The organism is Pedobacter sp., assembly GCF_039594775.1.
Lineage (GTDB): Bacteria > Bacteroidota > Bacteroidia > Sphingobacteriales > Sphingobacteriaceae > Pedobacter.
This window is the reverse complement of sequence record NZ_JBCNMT010000001.1, coordinates 892,688-917,556: the sequence shown is the minus strand read 5'-3', so window position 1 is coordinate 917,556 and position 24,869 is coordinate 892,688. Positions and strand designations below refer to the sequence as shown.

Sequence of the window (24,869 nt, the reverse complement as noted above, 5' to 3'; positions counted from 1 at the left end):
TTTAAAAATGCAGCCTTTTGATTTAACATTCAACAATACCGATTACGCAGTTTTTCCAGAAGGAGATGAAACCTATACCATCTACAAAGACGGCAAAGAATACCTTCAAATCCAGAAAGATGATGGCGAGCAGTGGATCAAATTCGATAAAGAGACGGGCACTCCTGTATTTGAACCCGATGAAGAAGTGAATGCTTTGGGCAAACTTATCGCAATTTACAAAGAGAACCCCGAAGAGGAAGAAGATGAGGATAATGAAGAGGAATTTTAACGATGGAAGAATCTTTTCATTTTAAGCTCCGTGGTGCCATTTACGAGGTGATTCCAGAGGAAGAAAACACTTACACCATTTTTAAAATGGGCAGTGAGCATCTCCAGATTTTGAAGAATAGCAATCATAAATGGATGCGTATTGACTACAAAACAGACCTTCCTGTAGTTGAGGAAAATGATGAGGTAGAAGATATTGGCGCGGTAATAGATAGATATTTTTTGAAGTAATGGAGACGAGACCTTCCCTCAAGCTAACACATCATTTCAACTTGTGGAATTACCATTCCTGTCCCGTCATTTCGACGACCAAAGGAGGAGAAATCTAGCTCATTACTTTAAAAGAGATTCTTCGCTATGCTCAGAATGACAAGAAAGAAAACGACATTTTTTTAGAATAACGGAGCTATTATTCGTTAGATTTCTCCCACATATCCCAATTGCATATCCAAAGATTTCTCCACAAGGTCGAAATGACGACTGGGGCCTACCTGAGGATGGAAAAACTTATCCTGCCCAGCTTTCCCTATCCAAACTGCGGTAATGGATAGCTTCGGCCAGATGTTCTATTTCAATATGCTCACTGTCGGCCAGATCGGCAATGGTACGAGCCACCTTTAAAATCCGGTCATATGCCCTGGCAGATAAACCTAATTTCTCCATGGCCTGTTTGATTAACAAACGTCCTTGCTCGTCTATTGCACAAATTTGTCTCACCATATTGGCACTCATCTGCGCATTGGCATGCATTCCGTCCACTTCCGCGAAGCGAGCATCTTGTATGGACCTTGCTTTCATTACCCGCTCCCTAATCAAGTCGCTTTTTTCTGCTGTACGAGAGGATGATAGTTCCGAAAAATTTACTGGCGTAACTTCTACATGTAAGTCAATCCGGTCTAATAAGGGCCCCGATATTTTGCTTAGATATTTCTGCACTGCTCCTGGAGCACAAACACATTCCTTTTCTGGGTGATTATAAAAGCCACAAGGACATGGATTCATAGAAGCAACCAACATAAAACTAGCAGGATATTCTACTGAAAATTTTGCTCTGGAAATACCGACCTTCCTATCTTCCAAAGGTTGGCGCATCACTTCCAGTACCGTCCTTTTAAACTCGGGTAGTTCATCCAAAAACAACACGCCATTATGTGCCAACGAAATCTCCCCTGGCTGCGGATTAATCCCGCCACCAACCAAAGCGACATCTGAAATAGTATGATGGGGCGAACGAAAGGGCCTTTCTGTCATTAAAGCATTATTACTTAACAAACGGCCAGCCACCGAATAAATTTTAGTGCTTTCTAACGCTTCGTTTAAGTTTAAAGGAGGTAATATGGTAGGCAAGCGCTTAGCCAGCATGGTTTTTCCAGCTCCCGGTGGCCCAATCAAAATCACATTATGACCTCCTGCAGCAGCAATTTCCAAAGCCCTTTTAATGTTTTCCTGTCCTTTTACGTCAGCAAAGTCCTGTTCATAATTGTTGATTTGCTTAAAAAATTCTTTTCTGGTATCGATGAATACAGGTTTTGGCCTTTCTTTTCCGCTAAAGAAATGAATTACCTCCAACAAATTTGCCATCCCATACACTTCCATATCATTCACAATGGCAGCTTCGTTAGCATTCGCCGCGGGCAATATCAGACCTTTAAATCCTTCCTTTCTAGCTTGTATGGCAATGGGCAATGCTCCCTTAATGCTTTGTACTCCACCGTCAAGGGATAACTCGCCCATTACCACATATTGTTCCAATAAAGCAGTATCAATTTGCCCCGAAGCAGCCAAAATCCCAATGGCTATAGGTAAATCATAAGCTGAGCCTTCTTTTCTAATATCAGCTGGGGCTAAATTAACCAGTATTTTTTGACGCGGCATATGATAGCCTGCAACGCGAATGGCACTTTCGACCCTAAAAAGACTTTCTTTTACAGCATTATCAGGTAAGCCAACCATGTAGTATTTGCTTCCCGCACCTACATTTACTTCAATTGTGATGGTAATGGCATCTACGCCATATACAGCGCTTCCATAGGTTTTTATAAGCATAGATAAATGTTTTTCAAATGTAAGTTATAAAACCAAGTTCGTTTTTACAAATACCTATACGCTAAGACGTTACTCAAACGAAACAAAAAAGCCAGCTTTCGCTGGCTTTAAAATATTTCTTTAAAAGAACTATAGAGATAGAATTTCTGCCAATCGTAACCAGCCTGGTGTAATTTGAGCAGCATCAATATGCTTAATAGCTTTAGCAAATGGCGTAAATACAATTTCTTTATTGATCTGTCCTACCATTACTTTTGATTTGCCTTCAAGCAATCCTTCTACAGCAGCTACACCTAAACGACTTGCCAATACCCTATCCATACAACTAGGCTTACCGCCACGTTGAATATGGCCCAATACCGACACACGGATATCGTGGTGTGGGAATTTTTTCTTCAACGTTTCTCCAACATTATAAGCTCCACCAGCTTCATCGCCTTCGGCCACTACAATAATTTTAGAAGCTTTATCCTTACGCCCATGCTCTATACGATAAATCAAATCTGAAACCGTTGTTTTAGCTTCTGGAATTAAAATAGCTTCAGCACCTACACCAATACCGCTTCTTAATGCAATCAATCCAGAGTCACGGCCCATGACCTCAACAATAAACAATCTGTCGTGAGATTCGGCAGTATCTCTAATTTTATCTACCGCATTCACTACCGTATTAATGGCAGTATCATAACCAATGGTTAAATCTGTACCTTCTAAATCGTTGTCTATTGTTCCGGGTAAACCAATGATTGGAAAATCAAACTCCTGTGAGAAAACGTCTGCACCGGTAAAAGTACCATCACCTCCGATCACTACCAAGGCGTCGATCCCATTATCAACCAGGTTTTGGTGGGCCTTTGCCCTTCCTTCTACTGTTCTAAACTCATCGCAACGAGCAGTCTTTAAAATAGTACCACCTCGTTGTATAATATTGGCTACGGATTTACCATCCATCGGCATAAAATCGGCATTGATCAAACCATCATAACCTCTTAAAATACCGGTAACCTTTAACTTATAATATAAACTACCTCTAACTACGGCTCTAATTGCGGCATTCATTCCGGGAGCATCGCCACCAGAAGTCAGCACGCCTATATTTTGTATCTTGCTCATTTATTTTTTGTTAGCAAATTCCGACAATCCTTTATCAAGATAGCCCAAATAAGCATCTATTTTAAATTCTACCCCTATTGGTGGAGAAACCAATTCCTTTTCATTTGTATCTAATAGTACATAGTAAGGCTGGGCAACAGTACCAAATCTCTCCGCTTGCAAATGTTGGAATTTTTTTCCAACAGTGTTCACCTGAGTTTTCAAGATTTTCGAATAAAATTGTTCATTTTCTGGCAAAGCAGTTTTATCATCAGTATATAATGATACTACAATATAATCTTCTTTCAATCTTTTAAGCACCTGTTTATCAGACCAAACACGGGCCTCCATCTCTCTACAATTTACACATCCATGTCCGGTAAAATCTAAAAATAACGGTTTATTCACTTCTTTCGCATAAGCTAAAGCTTCTTCGTAATCGAAATAGCCATCTATCCCGTGAGGAATGTGAAGAAAATCTGCATATTTTTTCTTTTTGCCAGTAGTGTCAGCATGCGAAGCTGTTCCAGTCCCGCTACCTTCACCGATTACAAAATCTTGCGTTGATAATGGTGGAACCAATCCGCTTACCGCTTTTAATGGCGCACCCCATAAGCCCGGGATAAGGTAAACTGCAAAAGCAAAAGATACAACCGCCAAAAACAACCGTGGAATAGAAACGTAAGGTAAATCACTATCATGAGAAAACTTGATTTTCCCTAATAAGTAAAAACCTAATATAAAAGCCAAAACAATCCAAATGGCTAGGAAAACTTCCCTATCTAAAATACCCCAATGGTATGCTAAGTCTGCCGTAGATAAAAATTTCATAGCAAACCCGATTTCCAAAATACCTAGCACTACTTTTACTGCATTTAACCAACCTCCTGATTTTGGAAGAGAGGTCATCCAACCTGGGAAAATAGCAAAAACAGTAAATATCAAAGCCAAAGAAAGAGAGAATCCAAACATTGCTACTACTGGAGCCAACAAGCCTTTATCAATTGAAACTAGCACACTACCAATAATTGGACCTGTGCAAGAAAAGGAAACCACAGTTAAAGTAGCAGCCATAAAGAAAATTCCCATCAGTCCTTTTGAATCTGATTTAGCATCCAACTTATTTACAAACCTGCTAGGTAAAGTAATTTCAAAAGCACCTAAAAATGAGATACCAAAAATCAACAAGATTAGGAAAATAGCCACATTAAATACTCCACTTGTTGAAAGCTGGTTCATGGCACTTGCTCCCCAAATTAAAGTAATAATTACGCCAATAAGTACATAAATTGTGATGATTGATAATCCATAAAGAATTGCCCCTTGTATCCCTTTACCTTTGGTTTCTGCTCTTTTGGTAAAAAAACTTACCGTTAGCGGCACCATCGGATAAATACAAGGCATTATAAATGCGGCAAAACCTCCAAAGAAGCCTATCACAAAAATTATCCATAATGATTTTTCGCCAGTTTGCGCAGTTTTTACATCAACTTTAACCGAGTCGATTTTTTTGTCAACAGAGTCAGGCTTGATGTTGTTAGCTACACTATCTTCTTTCGAGCCGATAGTGGTAAATTCAAGATCGCCAATATCTGCACTGGCTGAAGTGGTGTCTTCCTGGGCTTGCAAAGCATAGCCATCATTGGCATAAAAGACTGAGAAAAGCGCTATAAAAAGCACCAATAATAAGTTAAGTTTTTTCATTTGTGTGTTTGTGTTACGAGCGTGAAGTTAGCGATAATTTTCTATTTATCAGATCTAGAACCAACTAGAAAGGGCCTAGCGAGAAACAACAATTTGAAAAGGAACTTCCTCGGCCGGGAGACAGCTTTTATCGCTACAAGCCATAAATTCCAAAATGCCCTTAACGGACACTTTAGGTTTAAGTAGTTTTATTTTTTGAGCAAAAACCACTTCCTTTTCAAAATAATAAAGGTTTTTTTTGAAAGTCTTATCGTATTTAGCTACAGATTTAGGTTCTTTAACTTTGCCAATTAAAGCGTAAGATGGCGATGGCGTAAAACGAAAACTTGTTCGCATTGGCGCTTCATTAAACTGCATGGCGTAGATATGCCATCCCGTCGAAATACTAGCCTTAAGATATATTTCGGCTTCATTGTTATTAAGCTTTTTTGACAGATAAGACCATTTAACCGGCTTGTGTAATTGCGCTTGGGCAAAAAAGCTGCTTAATAAAAGAAAGAATATTAACCTTACTTTCATAATAACGCTTAGATAAAAAATAAGGAACGCCGCTGGCGCTCCTTATTTCATTATTTTACAGGGATGCTGAAACTCACTTCGCTGGGTGGTAAACATTGCTTGTCGTCGCACACCATAAACTCTACCTTACCCTTTACAGTAGTTGTTCCTTTATTCAGTTTTATTTTTTGCTGAAAAACAACTTCATCCTCAAAGTAGCTCACATTCATTTTAAATACTTTTTCGTATTTGGTGATGGGCTTAGGTTCTGTTGTTTTCCCAACTAAAGTAAAATCTTTAGATGGAGTAAAAGTAAATTCAGTTTTGTTAGGCCCTCCAGGCTTAAGATTTTGAGAGTAAAGATGCCAATTTGGATCAATGGTGGCTTTAATATAAAGCACAGCTTCGCTTTTGTTAATCTTTTTCGCTGCATATTGCCAATTTACAGGATTCTCCAATTGAGCAAATGCACTAACGGTTGCCATTACAACCATCGCTAAAATTAAGGTGATTTTTTTCATTTGTTTTTTATAAGTTAGTTCGTTAAACTTTCAATATTACAATGTTTCTCTAGGATTTCTAAATAAAAGCAACCTCTTTAAATCCAAATTCAAGTATTTCTCCATTCATAGGCTTAATTCGTAGCAAACCCATTTCACTTACCCCTTCTATAACGCCTTCAAATTCCTTTCCATTTTGGCTATATCTTGCTACTTTATGGAGACGATAAAGTTTATTAACGTACAATTCCCTAAGGTTTGTACTTTTGCCAAACTTCAGTTTCAGGTAAAGTTGTTCAATCTGAGCACAAATCTCACTCAAAAGTACCATTAGATTCACATTTTGATGTAAAATTTGTGACAAAGACACTGGACGTCCTGCTAATTCTTCTTCAAATTCTCCCTGATTTACGTTTAAACCTATGCCAATAATGCTTTGTTTCAAATTACTGCCAGCAATAACATTCTCAATTAATACGCCACCTATTTTCCGATTATCTACATAAACATCATTTGGCCATTTAATGCTAAGATGATCACTTACATATTTCGATAAAACGTTATTAATGGCCACTGAAACCAACATATTCAATTCAAACTGCCGCTCGGCAGCAACAAAAGTTGGCCTTAACAACAAACTAAATGTAAGGCTTTTGCCAGCTTGTGCTAACCAAACGTTCCCCTGCATGCCCCTCCCGGCAAATTGATGGTCTGCCATTATTACAGTACCTTCCGGCAATGGCTCGGAATTTGAAGCTAATTTTTTTAAATAATTATTAGTAGAATCAACCGCTGATAATTTGATAAGATTTTGACCAACAAATAATGTTGAAAAAGTGTTATTTTGCAAGTGTTGATTTTATATTTTGTTGAAGACCAAAATTAATTTTTTTTAATGGTAAAAAAGAAAAATGCAAACCTTTCTACATACCTGTCTGAAATAGCCGTGCAAGGCATTCAAGAAAAAAAAGGGAGCGATATTGTGCGATTGGATTTAAGGGAGCTGAACAGTTCAGTTTCCGACTATTTTGTCATCTGTAATGCAGATTCTTCTACCCAAGTTAAAGCAATAGCCGATAGTGTGGAAGATGAAATCTATAAACTAACGCAATCCCACCCGTGGAGAAAAGAAGGATTAGACAATGCCGAATGGATTATTTTAGACTATCTCGACATTGTTGTTCATATATTTAGAACCGAAAAACGTGATTTTTACGGAATAGAAGATTTATGGGGCGATGCTGAAACAACCACATACAAAAGTGCATAACCCTAAAAAACATTTTGACTAGCATGAAACAAGAAAATAATTCAAACGATAAGCCTAACAAACCTGGAAAGCGAATGCCCAATATCCCTAAACGTCCTCAAAAAGCTCCAAAATTCAATATTTTTTGGGTTTATGCGGCTATTATCATTGGTCTTTTAGCTATTCAGTTTTTGTTTAGTTCAGACAATGCTCAACAGATTTCTTACAAGACTTTCGAGCAAGAAATGCTGATACCCGGAGATGTACAAAAGATTGTAACCTATAAAGCTGATGACATTGTAAAAGCTGAAGTTTATATCAAGGAGAGTAAAAAAGACGACCCTAAGTATAAAAAATACAAAAGCAGAAGCAGCTTTGGTCGTGATACAGGACCTATGGTGGTGTTCAATGCACCATCTGCCGAGATTTTAAGCAAGCAATTGGAAAAATCACAGGCAAACGTCCCTGCGGAAAATCAAATTCCGGTAGAAACGGTTTCTAAATCAAGTGCTTGGACCGGCATTTTTGTTCAGGTAATCCTCCCGTTACTATTGTTCGCTGGTTTATGGATTTTCATGATGCGCCGTATGAGCGGTGGTGGAGGTGGCGGAGGTGGCCAAATCTTCAATATTGGCAAATCAAAAGCAACTTTATTCGACAAGGAAAGCCAAGTAAATATCACTTTCAATGACGTTGCGGGATTAGAAGAAGCAAAAACAGAGGTGATGGAAATTGTTGATTTCCTTAAAAATCCTAAGAAATACACCAATTTGGGAGGTAAAATCCCCAAAGGAGCTTTACTGGTAGGTTCGCCAGGAACCGGAAAAACTTTATTAGCTAAAGCTGTAGCTGGTGAAGCACAAGTGCCGTTCTTCTCCCTGTCAGGTTCGGATTTTGTAGAAATGTTTGTTGGTGTGGGTGCTTCCCGTGTGCGTGATTTGTTTAAGCAGGCTAAAGATAAAGCTCCATGTATCATTTTCATCGATGAGATTGATGCCATCGGACGTGCCCGCGGTAAAGGAAGTGTGATGGGCGGTAACGACGAGCGTGAAAATACCCTTAACCAATTATTGGTAGAGATGGATGGTTTCGGTACCGATTCGGGAATCATCATCCTAGCTGCAACCAACCGTCCTGATGTATTAGACTCTGCTTTAATGCGTCCAGGTCGTTTTGACAGACAAATTTCTATCGACAAACCTGATTTGGTAGGTCGTGAGCAAATTTTCAAGGTACACTTAAAACCTATCAAAATTGCTGCTGACGTAGAAGCCAAGAAATTATCGGCACAAACTCCTGGTTTTGCTGGTGCAGAAATTGCCAACGTATGTAACGAAGCCGCATTAATTGCCGCTCGTCGTAATAAAGAGATGGTAGATATGCAAGATTTCCAAGACGCCATTGACCGTGTAATTGGAGGTCTAGAAAAGAAAAATAAAATCATATCTCCAGAGGAGAAAAAGATTGTTGCCTACCACGAAGCTGGCCACGCCATTGCAGGCTGGTTTTTGGAGCACGCCAATCCATTGGTAAAAGTTTCTATCGTTCCCCGTGGTGTTGCAGCTTTAGGCTATGCTCAATACCTGCCAAAAGAGCAGTTCTTATATACTACCGAACAGTTAATGGACGATATGTGCATGACCATGGGCGGTAGAGTTGCTGAAGATATTATCTTCAATAAAATCTCTACTGGTGCGTTAAGCGATTTGGAGCATATTACCCGTATTGCTTACGGCATGGTGAAAATTTACGGCATGAACAAAAATGTAGGTAACGTATCCTTCTACGATCCGCATAACGAATACAATTTTGACAAACCTTATTCTGATAGAACTGCAGAAATGATTGACATTGAAGTGCGTAACTTGACCAATGAAGTTTACGACCGCACTAAACAATTGTTAATTGCTAATCAGGAAGGTTTAGAGAAATTGGCTCAGAAACTATTGGAAAAAGAGATCTTATTCCAAACAGATTTAGAGGAGCTTTTAGGCAAACGTCCGTTTGACACTCGTACTACTTATGACGAATTTGTAAACGGTGCTACCGTGATTGAGCCTAAACCAGAGGAAATTGTAGTAAACCATACGGAGCAAGCCGATGAAAGCGCTACAAGCATTAATCCAACTGAAGAAAGTAAATAAGATTTATTTTTTAATAGGAAATAGGCAGGCTTTTATCATAAGCTTGCCTATTTTTGTTTTTAAATCAGCCCGTTGATGAAAGATAATATTACCCCAAAGGAACTCATGCTAAAAAAGATCAGGAAGGCATTGCTCGAGAAACGAGATAACCCCTATCCTCATCTAGAAGAGACTCCATTATACCAACAAAATGAAGAGGAACTGGAAATCTTGTTCGCTGAACAACTGGGGGCAGTTTCTGGCAATTTTATCTTTTGTGAAAATGGTGTTGATTTTATTGAAAACATCCTTGGTCTTGCCGACCAATACAAATGGCGAAAAATTTATTGCTGGGAACCTGAGCTACAGGCATTATTGAGCACTTATGAATTTCCGTTTTACCAAACCGATAAGGATTTTGGGCAAGCTGAAGTTGGCATTACCATGTGTGAAGCGCTTATTGCCAGAAACGGTTCGGTAATGGTAAGCAATCAAAATGCTGCAGGGCGTAGACTAAGCATTTTCCCACATCATCATATTGTAATTGCCAGAACAGGGCAATTGGTTTTAGATTTAAAAGATGCATTTCAGCTTTTGAAAACAAAATATGGGAATCAAATCCCATCTATGGTAAGCACTATTACAGGTCCTAGCCGTACAGCAGATATTGAAAAAACCTTAGTGCTTGGCGCACATGGTCCAAAAGAGCTTTTTGTATTCCTAATTGACGATTTCAATTAAAACAATTTTGTTAAATCGCTCAATAATATTAAATTTATACTAAATACCAAATCGGTTTAAAGTGTAAATTAATAACTATGAACAAAATTCGATCGGTGATTACCGGTACGGGCAGCTATATTCCTGAAAATACTATCTCTGGCAAACATTTCCTTGAGCATACCTTTTTTGATGGCGGAGTAAAAATTGACAAAGACAACGAGGAAATTATCCAAAAATTTAGTGACATCACCGAAATTAACGAACGACGTTACATTAATGATGACCAACTAAATCATGATATTGGCCTTATTGCCGCACAGCGAGCCATTGAAGACGCCAAAATTGATAAAGAAAGCTTAGACTACATCATATTCTGTCACAACTTTGGTGACGTAAAACATAATAGCAATCGAGTAGATATGTTGCCAGCATTGGCGGCAAAAGTGAAACTACAATTGGGCATTATCAATCCTGATTGTGTTGCCTTTGACTTGATTTTTGGTTGTCCAGGTTGGGTACAAGGTATGATACAGGCTGATTACCTTATCCGCTCCGGAGATGCCAAACATGTATTGGTAATTGGTTCTGAAACCTTATCCAGAATTGTAGACCCCCATGATAGAGACAGCATGATATTTGCAGATGGTGCAGGAGCTACCATTTTAAGTGCAGTAACAAATGATGATACTAAGGGCATTTTAGCCCATAAGGCCCAAACACACGCCAGCCATGCCGATATGCTGATCATGGGCGCTAGCAATGATCCGTCAGAACAAAATGGCAATGCTTATATTAAAATGAAAGGCCGTAAACTTTACGAATTTGCGGTAATTACCGTTCCACAATTAGTGAAGCAAGCGATAGACAAATCCGGTGTAGATGTTAAACAAATCAAAATGGTATTCATTCACCAAGCCAATGGTAAAATGGATCATGCCATCATGAAGCGTTTGTTTAAACTTTATGGAGAAGATACCATCCCTGAAAAATTGGTTCCCATGACCATTTCTTGGCTAGGTAATAGCTCGGTAGCCACTGTTCCTACTTTGATTGACCTCGTCTTAAAAAATAAAGTAGATGGCTATGAAATCAAAGAAGGTGATCATGCCGTTTTTGCTTCTGTAGGTGCAGGCATGCACATCAATGCCATAGTTTACAAATTTTAAGAGCAAGAAATGAGGAGCAAAGAATAAAGATTTTATACAGAGTTTGGAACTCTGACGAATCCTTGTTCTTTGCTCCTTTATCTTCAATCCTTATCCATCTATTCTTTTCAAAGCCTGTTTCGCTTCATTCTCAATGCTGTTTTCGTACTCATGGCCTTTCATATCTATCGCTAAACGAAAGCATGCCTTCGCTTTCGCGAAATTCTTTTTCCTTTCGTAGATATTTCCAGCAAGCACTGCAGATTTCGCGGCATAATAGTACTTCAACCCCTTACCCAAATTGATAGCGTTTTGGTATTGAACAAGCGCTACATCATCTTTTCCTAAATCATCATTTACACGGGCCAATCTATAGGCGTATTCTGTCCTATCCTTATTGCTGGTAAAGTCATCCGCCTTAGTCGCATTTAAAACGTCCAATGCCTTGTTTAAATAACCTCCATCATACAACAAACGAGCTTTTAACAAAACCATTTGAGGTTTAGGGGAGTTGGCTTCGTTAAGGGCCTGCTTATCCTTCTCAGCATAAGTATTTCCCTTACTCTTTACCTGAGTGATATAATTGTTAAAACCAGCCGTATCTTCTTTTAACAAAGAAATCCAAGCCATATGCAAATAGGTATCCTTAATATAATTAACACCTTGATTACGTTGCAAAAACTGGCTAAAATTCGACGCTGCTCCAAGATCTAATTTATTTAGGCGAGCCACTCCAAGTAAATAATCCAAATAAGCAAAAGGCTGATAAGCATTTCCTTTAGGTCTGCTTTCTAGTATTTCGATGGCCTGTTCGCTTTTCCCATTGCGGGCACACACATAAGCCTGCATGTAGCTTTTCAACAGGCTACTATCAGCAATACGAGCCGTATATTTCATGGTTTTAGCATAAGCTTGCGGGCTCTTGGCTACATCAGACAATAAATAGGCATAGTAAAAAATCACCTCCTCATAAAAAGGCTCATAGGTTGATTTTGGAAGGTTTTCCGCTAAACGATCTAATTGCGCCAATCCAGTTTGCACATCACCTTTCACACCAAAAGTAGACAAAGCAGATTTCATAAAGCCGTCGGGCAAGGCACCTATCACCACGTTGATTAACCCCAAACCTTTATCATTTAAATGGAAATTAGGAAATTTCTTTTGGTTATCCTTCAGCAAACCATTGGCTCGGTTAATTTCACGTGAGGCCGCGAAATAAGCGCCATATCGGCTTCTAATTAACGCCCACTGCAGATTGATCTCCGCTTGCGCATATAAGTAGTAGGGCGAATTCTTATCATCTCTACTAATTTGGTCCAAGCGGCTGGCTTTATTTGATTCCAGCTTTTCAAACTCCGCCTTGCTCTCGGTAGTAAGCAGATAAAAATAATCTACATAATTTTCTAACAGAGGAATAATGGAATTATTGGGTCTGGCTTTCTTTTCCGAAGCAATCAACTGCTTCGCCGTAGCAAGTTTCAGTTCAAAAATATTTTGGTAGGCTTTTACACAATTTGCATTGAAATCGAAATTGGCTGATGCCGCAAACGGTGATAACAGAAGGAAGAGAATCGAAAGACGGGAAATCAGTTTCAAGGGTGTTATGGTTATAGATGACAATTTAGTTAAACAAAGGTATATAACGTATTTATTTATTGGTTGTTTTTAAAAAACCACCAAATTTCATTAATACATTATTTTTCAAAACAATAAATTTTACTTGAATAATGTTTTTATCCAAGCAAAAGCACCTCTGTAATATCGAACCATTAGAAGCATTCTTTATAAAGTAGTCTTCGACAGGCTCAGACTGACAATTAAATGTTTAATAACATTCAGATTGTTTCAATATGGCTTTAAACAAAAAGCCCCGCAATTGCGGGGCTAATTTTATATTTGGTTGGTTGGATACTAAATTAAGCTTCTGCCAATTCGTGCGTTAAAGCCTCATCAACCAAGATACGACCACAGTGCTCGCAAACAATTACTTTTTTGCGCTGACGGATATCTAATTGACGTTGAGGTGGAATTTTGTTGAAGCAACCCGAGCAAGAATCCCTATCGATAGTTACTACAGCTAAACCATTTACCGCATTTTTTCTCAATCTGTTGTAAGCGAATAACAAACGTTCCTCGATATTTTCTTGAGCTTTCTCTGCTTTTTTCAATAAAGCTTGTTCTTCTTTTTCAGTCTCAGCAGTAATGGTGTCAAGCTCCGTTTTCTTTGCTTCTAAATCACCTTTTCTTAAATCAAGATTAGCTTTAGCTTTCTCGTAAATTTCAGTTTTATTGTTAATCTCGAAACCAAACTCTCTAATCTTTTTCTCGCTTACCTGAATATCTAAGTTTTGGATTTCAACCTCTTTAGTCAAGGCATCGTACTCACGGTTGTTTTTTACATCCTTAAGTTGTGCATCATATTTTTTAATCAAGTTTTGAGCTTCCTTGATCATATTTTTACGATTTACAATAGCATCTTCCGTATCATCCAACTCTGCTTTGATTTTTTGGATACGGGTTTCCAAACCAGCTACCTCATCTTCCAAATCGGCAACCTCAATTGGCAATTCACCTCTAATTTGGCGTATCTTATCAATCTTGGTATGTATGTTTTGTAATTCGTATAAAGCCTTTAGCTTCTGCTCTACTGTTTGTTCCATTAAATGAAATAATTTATGGGGTTTGTGTTATGCTCCGTTAAACGGATTGCAAAGTTAGGAAATTTTTCTTGAATATTATCTATCAACAAATTAGATGTAAATTGTTCACTTTCAAAATGTCCGATATCTACAATCACAATTTTATCTTCCGCATCGAAAAATTCATGGTATTTAAAATCAGCTGTTACAAAAGCATCGGCACCTGCAGCAATGGCATTTTTTAACAGAAAACTTCCAGAACCACCACACACGGCAACTTTTTTTATTTTTTTGGGCAACAGGTCGGTATGTCTCAGAACGCTTGCATCCATTTGCGTTTTTACCAAACGTAGAAAATCTGCACCGTCCATTTCTTCTGGTAATGTGCCTACCATGCCCGAGCCTACACTTTGCAGTTTATTTTCCAAAGCATAAATATCGTAAGCAACTTCTTCATAAGGATGATTTTCAAACAGAGTCGACAATAACCTACGTTCATCCTGTATTTTAAAAATGACCTCGATACGGGTTTCATTCGCATATTCCCTAACACCAGCTTTACCCAAAGTTGGGTTCGACTGCTCATCGCCCTTGAAAGTGCCCACGCCTTCTAGGTTAAAACTACAATCGCTGTAGTGACTAATATTCCCTGCGCCTGCAGCAAACAGTGCATTACGCAATTGTTCTGCATCTTTATGTTCGCAAAAAGTAACCAGTTTTTTTAAAATACCTGATTTGGGCACTAAAATCTGGGTGTTTTCGACTCCCAAACGCTCACAGATTTTCGCATTTACACCAGTCGCCACACTGTCTAAATTGGTATGGATGGCGTATAACGCAATGTTATTTTTGATGGCTTTCATTACCACCCGTTCTACGTAGTTTTTCCCGTTCAGCTTCTTGAGCCCCTTAAATACGATCGGATGATGAGAAATAATCAGATTGCAATGCTTTTCAATGGCTTCGTCAACAATCTGCTCCGTACAATCCAGCGAAACCAAAGCGGCATGGATTTCATCATCTGGGCTTCCCACAATCAGGCCAGCGTTGTCATAATCTTCCTGGTAATTGAGCGGTGCCCATTGTTCTAAACTTTCAATTAGCTTCTTTAATTTCATTGGTTAAAGTTAACCATAAGCTTTCAATTAAAATATATCGCAAAAAAATGTTTCGACAAGCTCAACATGACATCGCTATCATTTCAAAGTTTCCTGGCCTATTTCTTTTGTACAGGCAAATTGTATCTTTGACACTAAGGAGATAAGTTTTCACATGTTCCGCATGGTCACACTTATGCTCCCAAACCAAATTAATGAGAAATTCAATCTTGTTTCACTTCAAACTGTTTCTTTTACAAGCAGCCTTTTTCACTGCTTTTGGAAATGCTTTTGCCCAAAAAACAGTATGGATTACAGAGAACACGAAACAGCATATTTTCTCTTTTGAAGAAATTGAACAGCTCGAAGACCCTACTGGAAAGCTGACTTTCGAAGAAGTTTTATCACCGAAACGTTCCCCCTATTTTAAGCCAAGCATCTCCAGCACGCCTAAAAAACCCAACAAAGCAGCGGTACATTGGTACAGAATTTCCGTCAATCAGGCGAAGTCGCTTAACAAAAGTTTTTTATTAGAATTTTTCGACCAAACCATTGACGATATCGTTGCTTACGTCCCCAATCAGCATGGTGGCTATGACAGTTTGTTATTAGGCGACCGATATGTATTTGACCAACGTGAACTACAACATAAGAACTTTGAAATCCTTCTTGAAAATATCCCCAATCAAAATAGAGTATTTTACTTTAGGATACAATCACAACAAACTGCCGATGTGATACTCGTTTTACGTTCGGTCCATTGGTTTATACAATATGCTACCACTGAATATTTTTCATTTGGTGTGTTTTATGGGATGATTGCGATTTTCAGCTTTTACAACCTGTTGATGTTCATTTACATTAGGCAACGACAGTATTTGTATTACGTTTTCTACAACATCAGCATTGCCATTTATGAGATGAGCACCGACGGCATTGCCTATCAATACCTTTGGCCCAACAGCCCACAATGGAACCAAATTGCCTATGCCATTGCCTTATGTTCGGCCAGTGTTTTTGCGTTACTATTTTCGCAACGACTTCTGCAAGTAAAGGAGAAGGCACCTTCCTTATATCGTGTCATTAATCTGCTGATTATCCTAAGGATTGCCTTGTTTGTATTTTCATTCTTCTTTAACCAAGATTTGTTCAAATACAAGGTGCTTGAAATTATCCCTTTAACACTTGCCTACGCTACTGGAATTTACATCTATTCAAAAGGATATAAGCCCGCAAGGTACTTTGTATTGGGCTACAGTTTTCTTTTCTTGGGCTTCTTGCTCAAATTCCTGATTTCAATTGGTTTTGACTGGCTCAATGTAAGTGCAGTAAGTTATTATGGCCTAAGCATCAGTTTTGTGCTGGAAATGATATTTCTTTCTTTAGCTATTGGCGATAAGGTACGATGGCTGAAACAGCAAAAGGATTTTGCCCAGCAGGAAACCATTAAACAAATGACCATTAATGCCGAGCTCAAGGATACTCTCAACAGAGAACTGGAAGCCAAAGTAAAAGAGCGAACGAAAGAGGTATTTGAAAAATCAGCGGTAATTGAAGCTCAAAATATACAGCTTACGGAATCGAATCGTCGCTTGGCACAACAGGCAGAAGAAATCAGTAAGATGAATGCACTGCTTACCAACGACAACCAGGAGCTTAAAGTAGATATTGAAAAAGTGACCAGGGCAAGGGTCATGTCAACTGAAGTAGATTTTGAGGAGTTCAGTAAGATATATCCAGACAAAGAAAGCTGCTTTGAGTTTTTAGCCAACTTAAAATGGAGCAAGGGCTATCAATGCAAAAAATGTGGCACCAGCGATTATATTCCAGGGCATACCTCACATAGCCGACGTTGTAAAAAATGTAGCTACGAAGAATCGGTACTCATTGATACCATCTTCCAAAATAGCCGCATTTCCATTACCAAATCCTTCTACATGGTTTTCCTTATCTACTCTTCTCAAGGAAAAATCTCTTCGCACAAGCTTTCCGAGATTTTGGGCATTAGGCAAAACACTTGCCTAAACTATGGCAACAAAATCAAAAAAGTGATGGAAAGCAGGAAAAAAGAATTAAAAAATGCTGGAGATATGGGCTGGAGCAAGCTCGTCCTTAGCTAAAATTCGAAAAATTTCACGTTGGTACCAAAACGTATCAACCTCTTTGATCATTTCTGCTAAAAAACAGGCTTTTCGCTAGGTTTGGCAAGGAATTTCATCTTCTTGGCTTTCGGCATCAAAACGTATCAAATTCAACACAACAACCTGTATTACAGATATTTAATTAAAAATTTCAAACTAAAACGCTTGTTTTTTAGCAATAGTTTAATCTACTTTGCATACCGCAACGGCAAAAAAATTGCGCTCAAAAGCACTATTAATCTAACCAAATATAAACCCTAAACACGTCCTTGTGCGTAAAACTTAAATCATGACTTACGGGCACGGAGCAAAATCCGAAAACACCAAATATTCCCTTATTAATCATAATATGTATCAAACCAACCTATTTACCTTAGTGCTCGCTTTTCTATTGGTATCCACAGATAAGCCAAAAAATAGCACCAAACAAGCGGAGAAGTTCACCACCGCCGAGAATACCAATCTGCGTATCAGCAATGAGGGAAAACTCAATTTCACTCCTTACAGCCAGCCTTTAGAAACCGAGCCTACGGTTTTCATCAATACCCATAAAACCTTTCAAACCATGGTAGGTATAGGCGGAGCCATTACCGATGCATCCGCTGAAGTTTTTGCCAAACTGCCGGCAGAGCAACAAAAAGAATTTTTAACAGCTTACTATGACAAAGAAAAAGGCATTGGCTACAATTTACTACGTACCAATATCAATAGCTGCGATTTTTCTTCAGGCAGTTATACTTACGTAAAGGAAAACGATAAAGATTTGAAAACCTTCAACGTTGCTCCCGATGAGCAGTTCAAAATTCCTTTGATTAAAAAGGCAATTGCAGCAGCAGGTGGAAAACTAACCACCTATGTGAGCCCTTGGTCGCCACCAGCTTTTATGAAAACCAACAACAGCATGTTACAAGGAGGCAAGTTAAAAGCCGAATACCAACAAGCTTGGGCCAATTATTACATCAAATTCATCCAAGAATACGAGAAAAGAAATATTCCTATTTGGGGCTTAACCATGCAAAATGAACCCATGGCCAAGCAAAGATGGGAATCGTGCATTTATACTGCCGAAGAGGAGAGAGATTTCATTAAAAACTATTTAGGTCCAACTTTGCATAAATCTGGCATGGCCAATAAAAAGCTAATTGCTTGGGACCACAACCGCGATTTAATCTACCACAGAGCCAGCACCATTTTGAACGACCCACAGGCGGCAAAATATGTTTGGGGCATTGGTTTTCACTGGTATGAAACATGGACAGGTAGCAAAATGCAGTTCGACAACCTGAAAAAAGTGAACGAAAGCTTTCCAGACAAGCAATTGATTTTCACCGAAGGTTGTAAAGAAAAATTCAGCCTAGACAGCATCAATAATTGGTCTTTAGGGGAACGATACGGTCATTCGATGATCAATGATTTTAACAACGGAACCGCTGCATGGACAGACTGGAACATTCTTTTAGATGAAAAAGGAGGCCCTAACCATGTGCAGAATTATTGCTTTGCCCCCATCCATGCCGACACCCGCACAGGAAAGTTGATTTACACCAATGCTTATTACTACTTGGGGCATTTCTCTAAATTCATTAAGCCAGGTGCTAAACGTATCATCACTTCCTCTACAAGGGATATTTTACAAACTTCTGGCTTTCTTAATCCCGATGGTAAAATTGTGGTTGTGGTAATGAATACGAGCGATAAAAAACTCGACTATCAACTGTGGTTAAATGGAGAAGCAGCTAAAACACAAAGCCAGCCGCATTCTATCAGCACCTTTATTGTCAATTAATTAACGCACTATTTGAACACCCAGATGAAGAAGTACTTTATCTTGACCTTGAGCTGCCTTTGCTGGGGCAGCTTACAGGCTCAAAAGCAACCCCAAGTTTGGCTTACCGATGTAAAACAAAACATCCTGTTTGTACAGCAAAACAACAAATCTGAAAACCTAGCTACTGGCGAAAATACCATTAGCATAGACCCTAGCAAAAGCTACCAAAGCATTGATGGATTTGGTTATACGCTTACTGGCGGAAGTGCCCAGCATTTGCTTGCCATGGAAAAATCTGCCCGAAAAGCAATTTTAACTGAACTATTTGCTACCGATAAAAACAATATTGGCACCAGCTACCTTCGTTTGAGCATTGGCGCATCTGACCTTAATGACCACGTATTTTCGTATAATGATTTACCAGAAGGTGAAACCGATTTGTCAATGAGCAAGTTTGATTTGGGCCCCGATAAAAAGGAGATCATTCCGGTATTGAAAGAAATCCTTGCCATTAATCCAAAGGTTAAATTGATGGGTTCACCTTGGTCTCCACCAGCATGGATGAAAACCAACAACGCCACCAAAGGCGGCAGCATAAAACCCGAATTTTATGATGCCTACGCCTTGTATTTTGTCAAATACATTCAAACCATGAAAGCAAATGGCATTACCATTGATGCCATCACGGTACAAAACGAGCCTTTGCATCCCGGAAACAATCCAAGTTTGTTGATGCTTGCTGCAGACCAAGCCATTTTCGTTAAAAAACATTTAGGACCAATCTTCAAGCAGCATAAAATCAATACCAAAATCATCATTTATGATCACAATGCCGATAGACCCGACTATCCTATCAGTATTTTGGATGATAAAGAAGCAAAACCTTACATCGATGGTTCGGCATTTCACTTATACGGAGGTAGAATTGAGGCCTTAAGCAAAGTCCATGAAGCTCATCCCGATAAGAATATTTATTTCACCGAACAATGGGTAGGCGCCCCTGGAAACATGGCAGGCGATTTTCCATTTCATGTGAAGCACCTCATTATTGGCGCCACCAGAAATTGGGCGAGAACAGTATTGGAATGGAACTTGGCCGCAGATGGAAACTATAACCCACATACGCCTGGCGGCTGCGACAGATGCTTGGGAGCTATCACCATTGAGGGAAATAAAGTAACAAGAAACCCTGCCTATTATATTATTGCCCAAGCCGCAAAATTTGTAAGGCCTGGCTCGGTTAGAATTGCTTCGAACGAAGTTGATGGATTAGCCAATGTAGCTTTTAAAACTCCGGAAGGAAAAACAGTACTGATTGTGCTCAACACTGGAAAAGAGCAAAAGGCTTTTGCTATTGCACTTCAAAACAAAAACACTTCTTATTCTCTAGCACCTAATGCAACAGCTACCTTTGTTTGGTAGTGCCTAGAAAATAAAACTGCCCTGTATGTTGGAGAACATGCAGGGCAGTTTTTTACATTTGAGTATGTTTAAAAGTTGCTCATTCTAACCATTTGCATGCTTTCAAAAACCATACGTTGGTTGTGTTCAAAAGCTAAAGTTTTATGGTTAACAATATCGATGATTGAACCGATCAAACAAAGACCAGCAGTAAATAAGTAAAGAATACCCATCCCAATTTGGCCAATGATAAAACGCTGTAAACCTGGCACCAAAAACAAACCAATGATACAGAATAACAGCATATCGCTTGGATTTTTACGCTTTCCAGAGTAAATCATCAAGAAAGTACGTAGTTGTTGTTCATTTAAACCTTGGGTGGCAGATTGTAAATATGAATATTCTTGTGGGGTAATGCCTGGTAATGACATGAAATTTTGATCGAACATGGCTAGATCTCCTTATATTTTAATTGTTTGCTTTGTTTAATAATTAATTGTTTTCCTAACTGATAAATGCGGTAGAGGATAATTAGCAAAGCTGGAATACCGAACCAATGATGCCTAAAACTCGCTTCAAAATCAGCGTTAAAAATGGCCGTGATAGATCTTCCTAAACCACATCCCGGACACCACTCGAAACCTAGATTAGCCAAGGGGCATAAGGTGAAATGATGCTCGTGGGGATCAGCAGTGGCCAGTAACGTTAGTGCTAAAACCCAAAACACAAATTCTACATATTTTCCTTTATCGCCTATCATTTGTTTCGCGTTTTGTAATATTAAGAAACAATAATAAGCTTTATGTTACTTGTTATGAAACCAATTTCGACAAACTGGAAATAAATCCCGACCAAACATTTATTTACTCCTAACAAAAGTATACGCCCTTAAAGTTAAATTTGAAATTTAACCCTGTCACAACATTTCATTCCGTATCTTTGAATAGTGAACGTTAGAGATTTAATTAATAGATTTAAAACCGACCAACGAGTTCTTGCCATCGCGAAATCGCTGAACAACAGCAAGAGCAAAACCCAAATCAAGGGATTGGTGGGTTCTTCCGATGCCGTAATTGCGTTAACCACCTATTTTTTACAGCACAAACCACAACTTTTTGTATTACCCAATCGGGAAGAAGCCGCTTATTTTTCTGCTGATCTTGAAAGTATTTTGGGCAAGGAAGTTTTGCTGTTTCCCTCTTCGTTCCGCAAACCTTTTGAGTTTACACAGGTAGATACAGCCAACGTATTGGCCCGTGCCGAAGTGCTCAACGAGCTTAATCATCAGTCTGAATATGGGCAAATTGTGGTTACCTACCCCGAGGCTTTGGCCGAAAAGGTAATTGACCGCAGCGTTTTGGAGAAAAACACCTTGGAAATTACCGTAGGTGCAACACTTGGCATAGATTTCATTAACGAGTTTTTATTCGAGTATGATTTTGAGCGTGCGGAATTTGTTTATGAGCCCGGTCAATTTTCTATCCGTGGTGGTATTGTCGATATTTTCTCTTTTTCTCATGACCTTCCCTACCGTATTGAGTTTTTTGGTGATACCGTAGAAAGCATCAGAACTTTTGAGATCGAAAGCCAATTATCGGTAGACGATGTAAAAACCTTGACCATTGTACCTAATGTGCAGGCCAAGTTTCTTACCGAAAACAACATCAGCCTACTAGATTATATTGAAAAAGATACCCAGCTTTGGTTCAAAGATGTAGCTTTTGCACTTGACGTGGTAAAAACAGGCTACAAAAAAGCCAATGAACTTTGGAAAGCATTGCCTGCAACGGAGAAACAGCAAAATCCGAATTGGCTAGATCCTAAGTTTGCCTTTTCTGACGAAAAAATGCTGGCTGACCTCCTGCATGATTTCACCCTTGTGGAATTTGGAAAGCAGTTTTTCTACCAAACAGATAATGTCTTTAACTTCGACACCAAACCGCAGCCTTCTTTCAACAAAGATTTCAACCTGCTTATCCACAACTTTAAGGAAAACGAAAAGCAGGGCGTTAATAATTTCATTTTTGCAAGTTCAGCTAAACAGATAGAACGTTTATATGCCATTTTAGATGATATTGACAAAAGCGTAAAATTTATCCCTATTCATATTCCTTTACGTGAGGGTTTTGTTGACTTTATACAAAAGGTTGCTTTTTATACCGACCATCAGATTTTCGACCGTTTCTACAAGTACCAATTAAAGAAAGGTTATCAACGTAGCCAGGCCATTACCTTAAAAGAACTGAGGGATTTAAAACCTGGCGATTTTGTAACGCATATAGACCATGGTATCGGAAAATATGCCGGTTTAGAAAAAGTAGAAACCAATGGCAAAATGCAGGAAATGATTCGTTTGGTATATGCAGACAATGACCTGCTATATGTGAACATCAACTCTCTAAACCGTATTGCTAAATACAGTGGTAAGGATGGCACACCGCCAAAAATGAACAAACTAGGCACCGAAGCCTGGGATAAGCTAAAAAAAAGCACTAAAAAAAAAGTTAAGGACATAGCCCGCGACCTCATTAAGCTATATGCCATGCGTAAAGCTCAAGTGGGTACTGCTTTTGCTCCCGATAGTTATTTAGACACCGAGCTGGAGGCTTCTTTCATTTACGAAGACACTCCCGACCAAATGAAAGCTACTGCCGATGTAAAAAAGGACATGGAGGCCCCACACCCTATGGACCGCTTGGTTTGTGGCGATGTGGGCTTTGGTAAAACCGAAGTAGCGCTACGAGCAGCTTTCAAAGCGGTTGCCAATGGCAAACAAGTAGCAGTTTTGGTGCCTACCACCATTTTAGCTTTACAGCATTTCAAGACATTTTCTTCGAGGTTGAAAGATTTTCCTTGTACGGTAGATTACATCAATCGCTTTAAAACGAGCAAACAGATTAAAGAAAGTCTGGAAAAATTAGCTCAGGGCAAAATAGATATCATTATAGGTACACACCGCTTGTTGAGCAAAGACGTAAAGTTTAAAGACCTTGGCTTAATGGTGATTGATGAGGAGCAGAAATTCGGCGTAGCAGCTAAGGAAAAATTACGTGCCCTGCGTGTAAGCGTAGATACTTTGACCTTGACAGCAACACCAATTCCACGTACTCTTCACTTCTCATTAATGGGTGCCCGAGATTTGTCTATTATCAATACACCGCCGCCAAATAGACAGCCTGTAACTACCGAATTGCACGTTTTTAACGATAAACTATTACAAGAAGCCATACAGTTTGAACTTGACCGCGGTGGGCAGGTTTTCTTTGTACACAACCGGGTGCAGGATTTGCAGCAACTAGCTGGGCTTATTCAAACTTTAGTACCTACAGCGCGAATTGGTATTGCCCATGGCCAGTTGGATGGCGATGCTTTGGAAGACGTGATGCTTGATTTCATTAACGGGGAGAAAGATGTTTTAGTGGCGACTACCATTATCGAAACCGGATTGGATGTACCAAATGCCAACACGATCATCATTAACCATGCACACATGTTTGGACTAAGCGATTTGCACCAAATGCGTGGTCGCGTGGGCCGTTCCAACAAAAAAGCATTCTGTTATTTACTGAGTTTGCCTTTATCAACCTTAACCGATGAAGCCCGCAAACGCCTAAGTGCTATTGAAGAGTTTTCGGACCTAGGAAGCGGTTTCAACATCGCTATGCGTGATTTGGACATTCGCGGTAGCGGAAACTTGTTAGGTGGTGAGCAAAGTGGTTTTATTGCCGAAATAGGTTTTGAGATGTATAATAAAATTTTGGACGAGGCCATCCAAGAGTTAAAGGACGATGAGTTTAAGGAGTTGTTTAAAGACCAGCCAGAGCGCCCTTATGTAAGCTTCACCCAGGTAGATACCGATGTGGAAATGCATATCCCTGATAGCTACGTCACTAACATTACCGAACGTTATAACCTATATACAGAAATATCGAAACTGGAAACTGAGCAACAAATCAGCAATTTCGAAAAACGTTTACGGGATAGATTTGGCCCTGTGCCTTCACAGGTTTTGGCCATGCTAAAAGTAGTACGTTTGCAATGGATTGCCAAAACGTTAGGTTTTGAAAAAGTGAGCTATAAGAAAAACATCCTGCGTGGCTATTTTATAAGCGATAAGCAATCGAAGTTCTTCGATTCGGAAACCTTTAACCGCGTTCTGGCTTTCGCACAACTACATCCTCGTTTATGCAACCTCAAGGAAGTAAAAGACAGCTTACGTATTTCGTTTGACAACATTAACAATATTGATGAGGCCGTAGAGATGTTGGAATTGATTTAATTCTTACGTTCGAATTAAGAAAATATTCTCTACAAATTACCATTGTAGATGTGGTTTCCTATGTGGCTATATGTCTTTTTTATAAATACAAACACATAGATACATCGTGAGTCTCCTCTCCTTCTCAAGGAGCACTTTTTTTAATACATTGGGAAGGAATCTATTAGTCTAAAAATGGATTCTTCACTACGTTC

At 39.1% G+C, this 24,869-nt stretch carries 21 protein-coding genes; 10 read left to right on the top strand and 11 right to left on the bottom strand.

Annotation, left to right across the window (positions count from 1 at the left end):
- Nucleotides 1-7 precede the first annotated feature (7 nt).
- Nucleotides 8-271 carry a hypothetical protein gene (locus ABDV71_RS04010; protein WP_343531134.1) on the top strand — a complete coding sequence of 88 codons (264 nt, stop codon included), beginning with the start codon at nt 8-10 and terminating at the stop codon, nt 269-271.
- A 2-nt stretch (nt 272-273) separates the two neighbouring features.
- Nucleotides 274-501 (top strand): hypothetical protein, encoded by a 228-nt coding sequence (locus tag ABDV71_RS04005; RefSeq protein ID WP_343531133.1) that lies wholly within the window; start codon nt 274-276, stop codon nt 499-501.
- A gap of 276 nt (nt 502-777) precedes the next feature.
- On the opposite strand, the gene ABDV71_RS04000 is transcribed toward ABDV71_RS04005, so the two are convergent.
- The 6 genes from ABDV71_RS04000 to ABDV71_RS03975 all read right to left on the bottom strand — a co-directional run bounded on the left by ABDV71_RS04000 (nt 778) and on the right by ABDV71_RS03975 (nt 6,960).
- Nucleotides 778-2,316 carry a YifB family Mg chelatase-like AAA ATPase gene (locus ABDV71_RS04000; protein ID WP_343531132.1) on the bottom strand — a complete coding sequence of 513 codons (1,539 nt, stop codon included), beginning with the start codon at nt 2,314-2,316 and terminating at the stop codon, nt 778-780.
- Between the two features lie 129 nt (nt 2,317-2,445).
- The gene (gene pfkA, locus ABDV71_RS03995) at nt 2,446-3,429 is read right to left on the bottom strand and encodes a 6-phosphofructokinase (protein ID WP_343531131.1); all 984 of its coding nucleotides are present in this window, start codon (nt 3,427-3,429) and stop codon (nt 2,446-2,448) included.
- A complete protein-coding gene (locus tag ABDV71_RS03990) occupies nt 3,430-5,112 on the bottom strand; it encodes a cytochrome c biogenesis protein CcdA (protein ID WP_343531130.1) in 1,683 nt (560 codons plus the stop codon).
- Nucleotides 5,113-5,187: 75 nt separating this feature from the next.
- Nucleotides 5,188-5,631 (bottom strand): protein-disulfide reductase DsbD domain-containing protein, encoded by a 444-nt coding sequence (locus ABDV71_RS03985; RefSeq protein ID WP_343531129.1) that lies wholly within the window; start codon nt 5,629-5,631, stop codon nt 5,188-5,190.
- A 50-nt stretch (nt 5,632-5,681) separates the two neighbouring features.
- On the bottom strand, nt 5,682-6,131 hold the full coding sequence (locus ABDV71_RS03980; RefSeq protein ID WP_343531128.1) for a protein-disulfide reductase DsbD N-terminal domain-containing protein: 450 nt from the start codon (nt 6,129-6,131) through the stop codon (nt 5,682-5,684).
- Nucleotides 6,132-6,189: 58 nt separating this feature from the next.
- Nucleotides 6,190-6,960 carry a biotin--[acetyl-CoA-carboxylase] ligase gene (locus tag ABDV71_RS03975; RefSeq protein WP_343531127.1) on the bottom strand — a complete coding sequence of 257 codons (771 nt, stop codon included), beginning with the start codon at nt 6,958-6,960 and terminating at the stop codon, nt 6,190-6,192.
- A gap of 45 nt (nt 6,961-7,005) precedes the next feature.
- Between ABDV71_RS03975 and rsfS the strand changes: the two genes are divergently transcribed.
- The 4 genes from rsfS (at nt 7,006) to ABDV71_RS03955 (ending at nt 11,371) form a co-directional block, all read left to right on the top strand.
- Entirely contained in the window at nt 7,006-7,380 is a 375-nt protein-coding gene (gene rsfS / locus ABDV71_RS03970) for a ribosome silencing factor (RefSeq protein ID WP_343531126.1), read from the top strand.
- A gap of 23 nt (nt 7,381-7,403) precedes the next feature.
- Complete coding sequence (ftsH, locus tag ABDV71_RS03965; protein ID WP_343531125.1) at nt 7,404-9,503, top strand: ATP-dependent zinc metalloprotease FtsH; 2,100 nt, start codon at nt 7,404-7,406, stop codon at nt 9,501-9,503.
- A gap of 75 nt (nt 9,504-9,578) precedes the next feature.
- Nucleotides 9,579-10,223, top strand: a complete 645-nt coding sequence (locus ABDV71_RS03960) for a lactate utilization protein (RefSeq protein ID WP_343531124.1) — start codon at nt 9,579-9,581, stop codon at nt 10,221-10,223.
- 77 nt (nt 10,224-10,300) lie between these two features.
- Nucleotides 10,301-11,371: a ketoacyl-ACP synthase III gene (locus ABDV71_RS03955; RefSeq protein WP_343531123.1), complete on the top strand. Its 1,071-nt coding sequence runs from the start codon at nt 10,301-10,303 to the stop codon at nt 11,369-11,371.
- A gap of 90 nt (nt 11,372-11,461) precedes the next feature.
- On the opposite strand, the gene ABDV71_RS03950 is transcribed toward ABDV71_RS03955, so the two are convergent.
- The 3 genes from ABDV71_RS03950 to ABDV71_RS03940 form a co-directional block, all read right to left on the bottom strand.
- Nucleotides 11,462-12,946, bottom strand: coding sequence for a tetratricopeptide repeat protein (locus ABDV71_RS03950; RefSeq protein ID WP_343531122.1), 1,485 nt, complete (start codon nt 12,944-12,946; stop codon nt 11,462-11,464).
- Between the two features lie 320 nt (nt 12,947-13,266).
- A complete protein-coding gene (locus ABDV71_RS03945; RefSeq protein ID WP_343531121.1) occupies nt 13,267-14,010 on the bottom strand; it encodes a C4-type zinc ribbon domain-containing protein in 744 nt (247 codons plus the stop codon).
- The gene (locus ABDV71_RS03940; RefSeq protein ID WP_343531120.1) at nt 14,010-15,107 is read right to left on the bottom strand and encodes a Nif3-like dinuclear metal center hexameric protein; all 1,098 of its coding nucleotides are present in this window, start codon (nt 15,105-15,107) and stop codon (nt 14,010-14,012) included. Before ABDV71_RS03940 ends, ABDV71_RS03945 begins: the two co-directional genes overlap by 1 nt.
- Nucleotides 15,108-15,301: 194 nt before the next feature.
- Here ABDV71_RS03940 and ABDV71_RS03935 point away from each other — a divergent pair, with 194 nt between their 5' ends.
- The 3 genes from ABDV71_RS03935 (at nt 15,302) to ABDV71_RS03925 (ending at nt 20,417) form a co-directional block, all read left to right on the top strand.
- Nucleotides 15,302-17,206 (top strand): 7TM diverse intracellular signaling domain-containing protein, encoded by a 1,905-nt coding sequence (locus tag ABDV71_RS03935; RefSeq protein ID WP_343531119.1) that lies wholly within the window; start codon nt 15,302-15,304, stop codon nt 17,204-17,206.
- Between the two features lie 310 nt (nt 17,207-17,516).
- A complete protein-coding gene (locus ABDV71_RS03930) occupies nt 17,517-19,013 on the top strand; it encodes a glycoside hydrolase family 30 protein (RefSeq protein ID WP_343531118.1) in 1,497 nt (498 codons plus the stop codon).
- Between the two features lie 24 nt (nt 19,014-19,037).
- Nucleotides 19,038-20,417, top strand: a complete 1,380-nt coding sequence (locus tag ABDV71_RS03925) for a glycoside hydrolase family 30 beta sandwich domain-containing protein (RefSeq protein WP_343531117.1) — start codon at nt 19,038-19,040, stop codon at nt 20,415-20,417.
- Between the two features lie 68 nt (nt 20,418-20,485).
- Here ABDV71_RS03925 and ABDV71_RS03920 read toward each other — a convergent pair whose 3' ends face one another.
- Nucleotides 20,486-20,827 (bottom strand): TM2 domain-containing protein, encoded by a 342-nt coding sequence (locus tag ABDV71_RS03920; RefSeq protein WP_343531116.1) that lies wholly within the window; start codon nt 20,825-20,827, stop codon nt 20,486-20,488.
- A gap of 20 nt (nt 20,828-20,847) precedes the next feature.
- Entirely contained in the window at nt 20,848-21,156 is a 309-nt protein-coding gene (locus ABDV71_RS03915; RefSeq protein WP_343531115.1) for a DUF2752 domain-containing protein, read from the bottom strand.
- A gap of 186 nt (nt 21,157-21,342) precedes the next feature.
- Here ABDV71_RS03915 and mfd point away from each other — a divergent pair, with 186 nt between their 5' ends.
- Nucleotides 21,343-24,675: a transcription-repair coupling factor gene (gene mfd / locus ABDV71_RS03910; RefSeq protein ID WP_343531114.1), complete on the top strand. Its 3,333-nt coding sequence runs from the start codon at nt 21,343-21,345 to the stop codon at nt 24,673-24,675.
- Nucleotides 24,676-24,869 lie beyond the last annotated feature (194 nt).

Bases quoted from the DNA above. Each gene is read 5' to 3' on its own strand.
- ftsH (WP_343531125.1), top strand. From the start codon at position 7,404: ATGAAACAAGAAAATAATTCAAACGATAAGCCTAACAAACCTGGAAAG.
- ABDV71_RS03930 (WP_343531118.1), top strand. From the start codon at position 17,517: ATGACTTACGGGCACGGAGCAAAATCCGAAAACACCAAATATTCCCTT.
- ABDV71_RS04000 (WP_343531132.1), bottom strand. From the start codon at position 2,316: ATGCTTATAAAAACCTATGGAAGCGCTGTATATGGCGTAGATGCCATT.
- rsfS (WP_343531126.1), top strand. From the start codon at position 7,006: ATGGTAAAAAAGAAAAATGCAAACCTTTCTACATACCTGTCTGAAATA.
- ABDV71_RS03915 (WP_343531115.1), bottom strand. From the start codon at position 21,156: ATGATAGGCGATAAAGGAAAATATGTAGAATTTGTGTTTTGGGTTTTA.
- ABDV71_RS03980 (WP_343531128.1), bottom strand. From the start codon at position 6,131: ATGAAAAAAATCACCTTAATTTTAGCGATGGTTGTAATGGCAACCGTT.
- ABDV71_RS03945 (WP_343531121.1), bottom strand. From the start codon at position 14,010: ATGGAACAAACAGTAGAGCAGAAGCTAAAGGCTTTATACGAATTACAA.
- ABDV71_RS03935 (WP_343531119.1), top strand. From the start codon at position 15,302: ATGAGAAATTCAATCTTGTTTCACTTCAAACTGTTTCTTTTACAAGCA.
- ABDV71_RS03985 (WP_343531129.1), bottom strand. From the start codon at position 5,631: ATGAAAGTAAGGTTAATATTCTTTCTTTTATTAAGCAGCTTTTTTGCC.
- ABDV71_RS03960 (WP_343531124.1), top strand. From the start codon at position 9,579: ATGAAAGATAATATTACCCCAAAGGAACTCATGCTAAAAAAGATCAGG.
- ABDV71_RS03920 (WP_343531116.1), bottom strand. From the start codon at position 20,827: ATGTCATTACCAGGCATTACCCCACAAGAATATTCATATTTACAATCT.
- ABDV71_RS04010 (WP_343531134.1), top strand. From the start codon at position 8: ATGCAGCCTTTTGATTTAACATTCAACAATACCGATTACGCAGTTTTT.
- ABDV71_RS03925 (WP_343531117.1), top strand. From the start codon at position 19,038: ATGAAGAAGTACTTTATCTTGACCTTGAGCTGCCTTTGCTGGGGCAGC.
- ABDV71_RS03990 (WP_343531130.1), bottom strand. From the start codon at position 5,112: ATGAAAAAACTTAACTTATTATTGGTGCTTTTTATAGCGCTTTTCTCA.
- ABDV71_RS04005 (WP_343531133.1), top strand. From the start codon at position 274: ATGGAAGAATCTTTTCATTTTAAGCTCCGTGGTGCCATTTACGAGGTG.
- pfkA (WP_343531131.1), bottom strand. From the start codon at position 3,429: ATGAGCAAGATACAAAATATAGGCGTGCTGACTTCTGGTGGCGATGCT.
- ABDV71_RS03940 (WP_343531120.1), bottom strand. From the start codon at position 15,107: ATGAAATTAAAGAAGCTAATTGAAAGTTTAGAACAATGGGCACCGCTC.
- ABDV71_RS03955 (WP_343531123.1), top strand. From the start codon at position 10,301: ATGAACAAAATTCGATCGGTGATTACCGGTACGGGCAGCTATATTCCT.